Origin of the sequence: Aeromonas sp. R1-1, assembly GCF_040908495.1 — a bacterium.
Classification (GTDB): Bacteria; Pseudomonadota; Gammaproteobacteria; order Enterobacterales; family Aeromonadaceae; genus Aeromonas; species Aeromonas veronii.
This window is the reverse complement of record NZ_JBFODV010000297.1, coordinates 1-11,166: the sequence shown is the minus strand read 5'-3', so window position 1 is coordinate 11,166 and position 11,166 is coordinate 1. Positions and strand designations below refer to the sequence as shown.

8 protein-coding genes are annotated in these 11,166 nt (G+C 54.0%); 5 read left to right on the top strand and 3 right to left on the bottom strand.

Annotated features, from left to right (window positions below; genetic code table 11):
• Positions 1–189: 189 nt before the first annotated feature.
• The 3 genes from ycaO (at position 190) to pflB (ending at position 5,509) form a co-directional block, all read left to right on the top strand.
• Entirely contained in the window at positions 190–1,950 is a 1,761-nt protein-coding gene (gene ycaO / locus AB5Y92_RS20345) for a 30S ribosomal protein S12 methylthiotransferase accessory factor YcaO (RefSeq protein WP_368227497.1), read from the top strand.
• Between the two features lie 381 nt (positions 1,951–2,331).
• Complete coding sequence (gene focA / locus AB5Y92_RS20340; RefSeq protein WP_005333620.1) at positions 2,332–3,180, top strand: formate transporter FocA; 849 nt, start codon at positions 2,332–2,334, stop codon at positions 3,178–3,180.
• 46 nt (positions 3,181–3,226) lie between these two features.
• Complete coding sequence (gene pflB, locus AB5Y92_RS20335) at positions 3,227–5,509, top strand: formate C-acetyltransferase (RefSeq protein WP_005352571.1); 2,283 nt, start codon at positions 3,227–3,229, stop codon at positions 5,507–5,509.
• A 527-nt stretch (positions 5,510–6,036) separates the two neighbouring features.
• Here pflB and AB5Y92_RS20330 read toward each other — a convergent pair.
• Together AB5Y92_RS20330 and AB5Y92_RS20325 are read right to left on the bottom strand one after the other, a co-directional pair.
• Positions 6,037–6,471, bottom strand: coding sequence for a YcgN family cysteine cluster protein (locus AB5Y92_RS20330; protein ID WP_368227499.1), 435 nt, complete (start codon positions 6,469–6,471; stop codon positions 6,037–6,039).
• A 412-nt stretch (positions 6,472–6,883) separates the two neighbouring features.
• On the bottom strand, positions 6,884–7,369 hold the full coding sequence (locus AB5Y92_RS20325) for a cell division inhibitor (RefSeq protein WP_368227496.1): 486 nt from the start codon (positions 7,367–7,369) through the stop codon (positions 6,884–6,886).
• Between the two features lie 230 nt (positions 7,370–7,599).
• On the opposite strand from AB5Y92_RS20325, the gene AB5Y92_RS20320 reads away from it, so the two are divergent.
• Positions 7,600–7,797 carry a DUF4250 domain-containing protein gene (locus tag AB5Y92_RS20320; RefSeq protein WP_005333612.1) on the top strand — a complete coding sequence of 66 codons (198 nt, stop codon included), beginning with the start codon at positions 7,600–7,602 and terminating at the stop codon, positions 7,795–7,797.
• A 375-nt stretch (positions 7,798–8,172) separates the two neighbouring features.
• Positions 8,173–10,647, top strand: a complete 2,475-nt coding sequence (locus tag AB5Y92_RS20315) for a glycogen/starch/alpha-glucan phosphorylase (protein ID WP_368227495.1) — start codon at positions 8,173–8,175, stop codon at positions 10,645–10,647.
• A gap of 163 nt (positions 10,648–10,810) precedes the next feature.
• Here AB5Y92_RS20315 and AB5Y92_RS20310 read toward each other — a convergent pair.
• The coding region (locus AB5Y92_RS20310; RefSeq protein WP_368227383.1) for an IS3 family transposase at positions 10,811–11,166 on the bottom strand (356 nt) is incomplete at its 5' end.

The window sequence follows — 11,166 nt, the reverse complement described above, 5'->3', positions numbered from 1 at the left end:
GTATCGCATTGCGTAACAAGCGGGCCCGGGCAATCCCCGGGCCCGCGCTGTTTGTGGCGGGGGAGAGGGGGCAAGCCGGTTTCTCACCGTGCGACTCATCCCTGTTTGCTGATTTTTGTCCTGCCAAAGCCGCCGACCCCTGCTATTATCTGCGGCCGAACATGAGCCAATAAAAATCAGGATATCGTGATGACTGACCACACTTTTATTCCCGGCAAGGACGCGGCGCTGGAAGACTCCATCGAACGCTTCCAGACCAAGCTGCAAGCCTTGGGCTTTGATATTGAAGAGGCCTCCTGGCTCAACCCCGTGCCGAACGTCTGGTCGGTGCATATTCGCGACAAAGAGTGCGCCCTCTGCTTCACCAACGGCAAGGGTGCCAGCAAGAAGGCGGCCCTCGCGTCTGCCCTTGGCGAATATTTCGAGCGTCTCTCCACCAACTACTTCTTCGCCGACTTCTATCTTGGCGAGCAGGTCGCCAACGGCGATTTCGTTCACTACCCGAACGAGAAGTGGTTCCCCATCGAGGGTGACCAGTTCCCGGCCGGTCTGCTCGACAGCTTCACCCGCAAGTTCTACAACGCGGACGGTGAAGTGACCGCCGACATGCTGGTGGATCTGCAGTCAAACAACGAGGAGCGCGGTATCGTCGCCCTGCCGTTCGAGCGCCAGTCCGATCAAGAGACCGTCTACATCCCGATGAACATCATCGGCAACCTCTATGTCTCCAACGGCATGAGCGCCGGCAACACCAAGACCGAAGCGCGCACTCAAGCGCTCTCCGAAGTGTTCGAGCGCCACGTGAAGAACAAGATCATCGCCGAGGCCATCAGCCTGCCGTTGATCCCGGACGAGGTCATTGCCCGTTATCCGGGGATTGCCGCCTCCATCGCGGCGCTCGAAGCGGAAGGCTTCCCCATTTACAGCTTCGATGCTTCCCTGGGTGGCCGTTATCCGGTCATCTGCGTGGTGCTGCTCAACCCGAGTAATGGCACCTGCTTTGCCTCCTTCGGTGCCCACCCGCGCTTCGAAGTGGCCTTCGAGCGGACCGTCACCGAGCTGCTGCAGGGCCGCGGTCTCAAGGATCTCGACGTGTTTGTGCCGCCGTCATTCGACAACGAGCAGGTGGCGGATCACCACAACCTCGAGACCCACTTCATCGACTCTTCTGGCCTTATCAGCTGGGATCTGTTCAAGCAGGATGCGGACTTCGAGTTTGCCGACTGGGACTTCCGTGGCACCTCGCAGGAGGAGTTTGATCACCTGATCGGCATCTTCCATGAGCTGGAGCAGCCGGTCTATATCGCCGACTACGAGCATCTGGGTGTCTACGCCTGCCGCATTCTGGTGCCGGGCATGTCCGACATCTATCCGGCCGAAGATCTGCTGCTGGCCAACAACAATATGGGCGCCAACCTGCGCGAAGTGATCCTAGCGCTGCCATCACTGGATTGGGATGCCGAGCAGTACATGGCGTTGTTTGATCAACTGGATGAAGAGGGGCACGACGAGCGCACCCGAGTGCGCGAGCTGTTGGGCATCGCCGCTGCCAAGGGGACCGCGCTGCACACCCTGCGCGTTGGCGAGCTGAAAGCCATGCTGGCGCTGGCCGCCGGTGAGCTGGAGACTGCACTGGATCTTATCGACTGGACCATGGAGTTCAACCAGTCAGTGTTCACTGCCGAGCGTGCCAGCTACTACCGCGCCCTGCGTGCCTGCGTCGAGTTGTTCCTCGACGAGGAGCGCGACCCCGAGCAGTATCGCGCCGTCTTCACTCGCATGTATGGTGAAGAGACGCTGGCACAGGCATGGGCCAACGCCACTGGCGAAGCACGCTTCCACGGTCTGGAGGCGGCCGATCTGTCGCTCTCCCAGTTCCCGCTGCACCAGAAGCTGCTGGCGGCCTACGAGAAGCTGCAGAAGGCCAAGCGAGCCCATCACTGGGCGTGATCGTTGCTGTAAAGGAAGGGGCCGTGTGGCCCCTTCTGTTTATCGTGCGGCAAGGCACGGGATTGTTATTCAAAGATGAAATAAAAAACAAAAAATACCCCTAAGGGGGTTGATGGCAGGGCGGGGGATGTGCTGTCGATCTGCAAAGATATCTTGCCAATGCCACTTTTCCATGCTCTAGAATAAATTCTTTAAAATCATTGCATTAAAAATGTGACATTTCTGTTTCAGCTGATACCTGGTGTAAAGTGGCGTAGCCATCGCACTAAAATATTTGTAGTAAAATTACATTCGCACTCTGATAAACTTGATCAATGTCAATTTTGGCTATTTGGCCCTTTGTTATGATTTCAACAGGCAAAACATTCAGGTAGAAAATAATTGAAAGCTGAATCTCCATTCGATTGTCTCAAGCCCGAAGCCATCGCTGCACTGGCTGAAGACATCACCTATGCCAAGGCTACCAAGCCGGCATACAAGGTCATTCCACTGGCCATTACCGCAGGCGCTTTCATCGCCATCGCATTTATCTTCTACATCACAGTGACGACTGGAACCGGCTCCATGCCTTGGGGTATGGCCAAGTTGGTGGGCGGTCTCTGCTTCTCTCTCGGGCTTATTCTCTGTGTGCTGCTCGGTGCCGAGCTGTTCACCTCCACCACCCTGACGCTGGTGGCCAAGGCTGCCAATCGCATCAGCTGGGCTCAGCTGCTCAAGAACTGGGGGCTGGTCTACTTCGGCAACCTGATTGGTGGTCTGTTGATGGTGGCGCTGATCATCGTTTCTGCAGAGTACACGGCAGCAGACGGTCAGTGGGGCCTTAACGCCCTCAAAGTGGCCCAACACAAAATTCACCACACCTTCTTCGAAGCGGTGGCGCTGGGTATCCTCTGTAACCTGATGGTATGTCTTGCTGCCTGGATGGCCTTTGGTGCCCGCAGCGCGACTGACAAGGTAGTGGTTATGCTGCTGCCGGTTGCCATGTTCGTTGCCTCAGGTTTCGAGCACAGCATCGCAAACATGTTTATGATTCCGGTTGGTATCGCTATCCACAGCGTGGCTAGTCCGGAATTTTGGCAGGCCATCGGCCAGGATCCGGCAACCTTTGCTGACCTGACCGTATCCAACTTCGTCCTACACAACCTCATCCCCGTGACCATCGGCAATATCATCGGTGGTGGCGTGATGGTTGGTCTGACTTACTGGTTTATCTTCCGTCGTCATCATTAAGGATGATTGCGGGATACTACATCAATACCGTGTGAGGTAATGAAAAATGGCAGAACTTAACGAACAGTTCCAAAAAGCATGGGAAGGCTTCGCGGCCGGTGAATGGCAGACCTCTGTCAACACCCGTGACTTCATCCAGAAGAACTACACCCCGTATGAAGGTGACGAGTCCTTCCTGGCTGGCGCGACCGAAGCGACCACCAAGCTGTGGGACAAGGTCATGGAAGGGATCAAAATCGAGAACCGCACTCATGCGCCGGTTGATTTTGATACTGACCTGCCCTCCACCATTACCGCACACGATGCCGGTTATATCGATCAGAGCCTGGAGCAGATCGTTGGTCTGCAGACTGACAAGCCGCTGAAGCGCGCCATCATCGCCAACGGCGGTATCAAGATGGTTAAAACTTCTTGCGAAGTGTACGGTCGTCAACTGGACCCGATGGTCGAGAAGATCTTCACCGAATACCGCAAGACTCACAACCAGGGCGTGTTTGACGTTTACACCAAAGACATCCTGAACTGCCGTAAGTCTGGTGTTATCACCGGTCTGCCGGATGCCTACGGCCGTGGCCGTATCATCGGTGACTACCGTCGTGTTGCCCTGTACGGTGTTGACTTCCTGATGGCCGACAAACTGGCCCAGTTCAAGTCCCTGCAAGCTGACCTGGAAAACGGCGTCAACCTGGAAGCCACCATCCGTCTGCGCGAAGAGATCTCCGAGCAGCACCGTGCCCTGGCACAGATGAAGGTGATGGCTGCCAAGTACGGTTGCGATATCTCCGTACCGGCCAAGAACGCCAAAGAAGCCGTACAGTGGACCTACTTCGCCTACCTGGCGGCAGTCAAGTCCCAGAACGGTGCAGCCATGTCCTTCGGTCGTACCTCCAGCTTCCTGGACATCTACATCGAGCGTGACCTGCAAAAAGGCCTGATCACCGAGCAAGAAGCCCAAGAGCTGATGGACCACATGGTCATGAAGCTGCGTATGGTTCGCTTCCTGCGTACCCCGGAATACGATTCACTGTTCTCCGGCGACCCGATGTGGGCGACCGAGACCCTGGCTGGTATGGGCGTTGATGGCCGTACCCTGGTCACCAAGAACAGCTTCCGTATGCTGAACACCCTGTACACCATGGGCCCGTCCCCTGAGCCGAACTTGACCATCCTGTGGTCTGAGAAGCTGCCGGTCGGTTTCAAGAAGTACTGTGCCAAGGTATCCATCGAGACCTCTTCCGTTCAGTACGAGAACGACGATCTGATGCGTCCGGATTTCAACAACGATGACTACGCCATCGCTTGCTGTGTATCCCCGATGATCGTTGGTAAGCAGATGCAGTTCTTCGGTGCTCGTGCCAACCTGGCCAAGACCATGCTGTATGCAATCAACGGTGGTATGGACGAGAAGCTCAAGATCCAGGTCGGTCCGAAAACCGAGATGGTCAAGTCCGAGTACCTCGACTACAACGACGTAATGGATCGTCTGGACCACTTCATGGATTGGCTGGCCAAGCAATACGTTGCTGCGCTGAACATCATCCACTACATGCACGACAAGTACAGCTACGAAGCCTCTCTGATGGCGCTGCACGACCGTGACGTATATCGCACCATGGCGTGTGGTATCGCTGGTCTGTCCGTAGCCGCTGACTCCCTGTCTGCCATCAAGTACGCCAAGGTCAAGCCGATTCGTGACGAAGATGGCGTTGCCATCGACTTCGAAATCGAAGGCGAATACCCGCAGTTCGGTAACAACGACGCTCGCGTCGATGATATCGCCTGTGACCTGGTTGAGCGCTTCATGAAGAAGATTCAGAAGCTGAACACCTACCGTGGCGCTGTTGCTACCCAGTCTGTTCTGACCATCACCTCCAACGTGGTATATGGCAAGAAGACCGGTAACACCCCGGATGGCCGTCGTGCCGGTGCTCCGTTCGGCCCGGGTGCAAACCCGATGCACGGTCGTGACCAGAAGGGTGCTGTTGCTTCCCTGACTTCCGTAGCCAAGCTGCCGTTCGCTTACGCTAAAGATGGTATCTCCTATACCTTCTCCATCGTTCCGAACGCACTGGGTAAAGATATGGAAGCCCAGAAAGCCAACCTGGCTGGCCTGATGGACGGTTACTTCCACCACGAATCCAACGTAGAGGGTGGTCAGCACCTGAACGTTAACGTGATGAACCGTGAAATGCTGCTGGACGCCATGGAAAACCCGGAGAAATATCCGCAGTTGACCATTCGTGTATCCGGTTATGCCGTTCGCTTCAACTCTTTGACCAAAGAGCAACAGCAAGACGTCATCACCCGTACCTTCACTGCTTCTCTGTAATCGAGACATAGTGAGCAAAAACCGGCGCCAAGGCGCCGGTTTTTTTATGCGTGCGATTCAGGGGGAGTAATAATCCCCTGTGAATCGCCCCCAGTTCCATCGCAACCACAACAGTTGTTACTGGGTATTTGAAGAGGATTAAGGGGGGGGGGGGGCCACCAGGATTGACCTAGGCCCCGTCTGTAATGCGATTATGCTTTATTCGCGCTCTAGGGGGATAGGCGCCTGCCATTGCATCAGTGTTGCTATGGCTCGTGGAACAGCTGATCAGGTTTAAGGGGTGAACAGAGGCGCCATCGCGAGTATCAAGCAATACCCATAAGCCTGTGACTATGGAATCATTATCTGCCTCTGCCTCTGCCTCTGCCTCTGCCTCTGCCTCTGCCTCTGCCTCTCTCAATGTGCAGTTGGGAGGGGGTCTTGTTTAGCCAGCCAGATATGTGTGAAGCTACAAACCCTGCTTGCAGAAACAACAAGGGCTGCACATTGTACAGCCCTTGCCTCAGGAGAATAGCGGGTTGAGCGTGTCAGCTGGCCCAGGTGATGATGTGATCGATCCATTCACCCGCCTGATCCTCGTGAATGACTTTGCCACGGACGGATTGACCAGCCTGATGCATCGTGGAACGACTGCCGGTCAGCAGAGGATGCCACTCTGGAAGAGCGTCGCCTTCAGACAGCAGGCGATATGCGCAAGTTGAGGGGAGCCAGTCATATTCGGCGATCTTGTCATGGGTGATCTGCAGACAGTCAGGCTCTTTTTTGAAACGATTGGCGTAATCAGAGCACTGACAGGTCTTGGTGTTAAGCAAATTGCAGGCGACATTGGTGAAAACCAGTTCGTCGGTATCTTCATCGATCAGCTTGTTGAGGCAGCATTTTCCGCAACCATCGCAGAGGGATTCCCATTCGGACTCAGTCATCTGCTGCAGACTCTTGGTCTGCCAAAAGGGGGCTTGCATCATACCGCTCACTTATTACACCTGATAAAACGCGTGGTTATACCCCTTGTTACCCGGTATTTCAAGGAGAGAGTCACTCCGGTGAGCAAATTGTCGTGATCAGCTCAAATGAATGCAATGACTTTCAGCCTAATCACATTGCTCAAACGGGTTCGCTGGTGGGCAGGAAGTCCCGCAGGTTTTAATACTTGGGCTGCATGATTGTCCACTTCAGGTTTTATTTTCTGCTTCTTTATACGTTACATCTTTTGATGTTTGTCTGCTTGCAGCAAGCAGGGTCAAATGATCTCCGATGCCTACCGTCAGGCTGTTGCACGCTTGTCTTTCAAATAAAGCCGCTGGTCACATATTGTTTGCGCCCTTCTGTCACTGCGACCCGCGGGAGAGCCTGCTTAGGCGTTCGTTTTTTGTCTTAATGATTGAGATAGATATCTTGCTCTGCATAGGCCAGCAGAGGTGTGCCGAGGTTAGTCCGTTTCGCGCCAAAGAAGCGGGTGAGTACGCCAGACTGCTGTCCCAGTCGCTGCAGCTTGACGTGATCCAGTTCGATTTGCTCGGGTAGCCAGGTAAATACGGCGGCGCAGTGACCATTGCCCAGACTGCGCTCCAGGGTTTGCTGCCAGTTCTTGATTTTGGGGCTATGTACCACCAGCACTCTCTTGGGATCGATACCTCGCTCTTCCAGACGGCTGACTGTGGGGCGTCCCGGCGGGGCGATCAACAAGATCCAGCCGGTATGAGCCTCCCCAAGCTTTGTCAGCTCGCTCAGAAACTGATCATCAGACTGGATAGTCACACCATAATGAGCCAACTCCGCTTTGCAGGCGGTTCTGGTGGGCCAAGGATTGCTCATGACACGATTCATCGCAAAGGGCTGCGGGTGCAGGGGCTGGTTCATATATGGGGTTCCTGTATGAATATCCAAGCTGTATGTGCATACAGTAGTTCTATCCTGTGGCAGTGACAAGGTGTTTTTGCTGTAAAATGTGATGGTGTTGGCATGTGTCGTTAGTAAGATTATGTTTTTAAACACTATTTAATATAAAGCTGGCTGGGTGTTTTTCGTACTATGGACAAACCTTGCGTAACCGCCCATGGTTATACAGGTCATTTACAGGAGGTGCCGCTATGGATATCAGTACCTTGCAACGTCTGGATGCCAACATCTTGCTGGGCATCATCAATGAGAAGCTAAGGCTTGAGTGTGACGGGTTGGAGGAGTTGCTGGCCTATTACGATATGAGTGAAGAGCAGTTGGCAGGGCGTCTGGATCAGATTGGGTACCATTACGATCCATTGAGCAATCAGTTCAAAGCACATCTTTAAGGGTGCAATGATTGCTTCATATTTATACGGTAATTTTTCAGGCACATTGAAACCGGTTTCAATGTGCCGTCTTGCTGCCTATTTTCAGGGATTTTCAAGGCTTGGCAATCTCTGAAAACCTATTCATGCCAGAATATTTTTATTGTTTCGTTAAGCTTATGATAATAAAGGGAATGTTTGTTTTTTTACGATCAATTAAAGGAAAGGGGTTTCAAGCTTTTCAGGCTGTTTTTATCGGTTAAAGTGTGACTTGCGTTAACTTTTAATTCTGCCGCTTTAGTTAGTATTCTCACGCCGGTACATATTTTGAGATAACAACAGCGCCGGTCCCGCAAGCGGGATAACAATTTTATTTGTAACGAAGGAATATGGTTTATGGCTACCAAGAAGAAGACAGACCAAGATCTCCAACTGGATAAAGATCAGCTCAAGGCGAGTATCGTGCGTCACCTGCGTTCTACCTTGGGAACAAGCGAACAGAAAGCCTCTCCCGAAGCGTGGTGGAAAGCCACTGCTGCGGCTGTCAATGAACAGGTGTACGAGCGCCTGACCCGCACTCAGCAGACTCATTTCAAGAAAGATACTCGTGCGATTCACTATCTCTCTGCTGAATTCCTGATGGGGCGTCTGACCTCCAACAACCTGCACAACCTCTCTCTTTACAAGATTTGTGAAGAGGCGCTGAGCGAACTCGGTCTGGAACTGACCGACCTGTGCGAACAAGAGCCGGACATGGCACTTGGCAACGGCGGCCTGGGTCGTTTGGCTGCCTGCTTTATCGACTCGCTGGCCACTCTGAACTATCCGGCGGTTGGTTACGGTATCCACTACGAACACGGTCTGTTCCGTCAGGAAATCCAGGATGGCCGCCAGATCGAGCGTCCGGACTCCTGGCGTGAATATGGCAACCCCTGGGAGATCTGCCGCCCCGAGTCGGTGCAAGAAGTGCCGCTCTATGGCTACGTCGAGACCGTGTTTGGTGACAATGGCGGCCTGAAGAAGGTATGGCACGCTGGTCGCAAGATTAAAGGGGTGCCTTGGGATATTCCGGTGGTCGGTTTTGGCGGCCACACCGTCAACATCCTGCGTTTGTGGGAATCCCGCGCCTCCGAGTTTTTCGACTGGGACGTGTTCAACGCCGGTGGTTACATCGACTCCCAGGCTGAGAAAGCCCAGGCCGAGACCATCTCCAAGGTGCTGTATCCGAACGATGAGACCGATGCAGGTAAAGAGCTGCGTCTGATCCAGCAGTACTTCTTCTGTGCTTGCTCCATCAAGGACATCATGCGCCGCTACAAGCGGGTCCATGGCAGTGACTTCAGCAACTTTGCCGCGCAAATTGCCATTCAGCTCAACGATACTCACCCGACTGTCGCCATCCCTGAACTGATGCGGGTGCTGGTTGACGAGGAAGATCTGAACTGGGATGCCGCCTGGGCTATCTGCTATCAGGTCTTCTCTTATACCAACCACACTTTGCTGCCGGAAGCGCTGGAGAAGTGGTCGGTCAGCCTGTTCGAGAAAGTACTGCCTCGCCATCTGGAGGTGATTTACGAGATCAACGCCCGTTTCCTGAACGAGTTGGTGGAGCCCAAGTGGCCTGGCAACGATGCCATCAAGGCCAAGCTCTCCATCATCGAAGAGAGTGATGTACGCAAGGTTCGCATGGGCAACCTGTGCGTGATCGGTTCGTCCAAAGTGAACGGTGTGGCCGAGATCCACTCCAAGCTGGTGAAGGAAGATCTCTTCCCCGAGTATGCCGAGCTGTGGCCGGAAAAAATGTGCAACGTGACCAACGGGGTGACCCCGCGTCGCTGGCTGCTGGCGTGCAACCCGGAACTGGCTGGCCTCTACAACGAAGTAGTGGGCAAGGAGTGGCCGCTGCAACTGGACAAACTGCGTGGCGTGGTGAAGTTTGCCGACGACAAGGCGTTCCAGCAGCAGTTCATGACCATCAAGCGTCACAACAAAGAGAAGCTGGTCAAGGTCATCAAAGACGAAACAGGTATAGATGTCAGTGCCGAGGCGATCTTTGACGTTCAGATCAAGCGTCTGCACGAGTACAAGCGCCAGCAACTGAACCTCATTCACATCATGGCGCTCTATCGTCGTCTGCTGGCCAACCCGGACTATGACATGCATCCGCGTGTGTTTATCTTCGGCTCCAAAGCGGCGCCCGGTTACAAGCTGGCCAAAGACATCATCTATGCCATCAACAAGCTGGCGGATCGGGTCAATAACGATGCTCGTATCCAGGGCAAGCTGAAAGTGGTGTTCATGCCGAACTACCGCGTGAGTCTGGCCGAGAAGCTGATCCCGGCGGCAGATGTTTCCGAGCAGATTTCCACTGCAGGTTATGAAGCATCCGGTACCGGCAACATGAAGATGGCACTCAACGGTGCAATCACCATCGGGACGCTGGATGGAGCCAACATCGAGATCGCTGAAGAGGCGGGTGCCGAAAACTGTGCCATCTTCGGTCTGAACGTGGACGAAGTGAAGTCGCTGAAGGCGCGCGGTTACAACCCGTACGACTTCTACTATGCCAACTCCGAGCTCAAAGCCGTGCTGGACTGGTTTGATACCGACTACTTCACGCCGGGTCGTCCGGGTGAGCTGGTCTCCATCAAGCGCTCCTTGCTGGAAGGGGGAGACCCTTACCTGACCCTGGCGGACTTCCAGTCCTACTCGGATGCACACAAGCTGATCGATACCTGGTATCGGGATCCGGCGCTGTGGGCGAAGAAGGCCATCATCAACTCGGCCACCATGGGCAAGTTCAACTCCGACCGCTCTATTCAGGACTATGTGGAGCGGATCTGGGATCTGAAGGCCTGCAACATCGGCTAATTAGATGCAGAGATGAAAAAAACGCAATGAAGTGAATCCCACGTTAGCTGGCGAATGACATGGCCTGAGTTCGGTACTCTACCCGGCTCAGGCCGTATAGTTTGAACTGTAGTGATCAACTAAATCCGGACACTTGGTTATGAGGTGAATCGCCCCGGCTTCTCTAGACACTTTCGAGCCGCTCGAAATATTGCTTTTCACACTCTACTGGCGATAGCCCATTGTTGAAACTGTGCCGGCGCTTGGGGTTGTAAAACATTTCAATGTAATCGAACACATCCTGCCGGGCTTCCTCGCGATCCGCATAGGTTTTACGTCGGATCCGCTCGCGTTTTAGGAGCTGGAAGAAACTCTCCGCCACCGCGTTATCATGACAATTGCCACGTCTGCTCATGCTGGCCTTAAGCCGATGATCCCGCAAAAAATCCTGCCAGTCATAGCTGCTAAACTGGCTCCCTTGGTCGGAATGGACCAGCACTTCCTGCTCCGGTCGCCGTCGCCACACCGCCATCAGTAACG

Coding starts and splice junctions, on each gene's coding strand:
- ycaO (WP_368227497.1), top strand. CDS start 190: ATGACTGACCACACTTTTATTCCCGGCAAGGACGCGGCGCTGGAAGAC.
- pflB (WP_005352571.1), top strand. CDS start 3,227: ATGGCAGAACTTAACGAACAGTTCCAAAAAGCATGGGAAGGCTTCGCG.
- AB5Y92_RS20330 (WP_368227499.1), bottom strand. CDS start 6,471: ATGCAAGCCCCCTTTTGGCAGACCAAGAGTCTGCAGCAGATGACTGAG.
- AB5Y92_RS20325 (WP_368227496.1), bottom strand. CDS start 7,369: ATGAACCAGCCCCTGCACCCGCAGCCCTTTGCGATGAATCGTGTCATG.
- AB5Y92_RS20320 (WP_005333612.1), top strand. CDS start 7,600: ATGGATATCAGTACCTTGCAACGTCTGGATGCCAACATCTTGCTGGGC.
- AB5Y92_RS20315 (WP_368227495.1), top strand. CDS start 8,173: ATGGCTACCAAGAAGAAGACAGACCAAGATCTCCAACTGGATAAAGAT.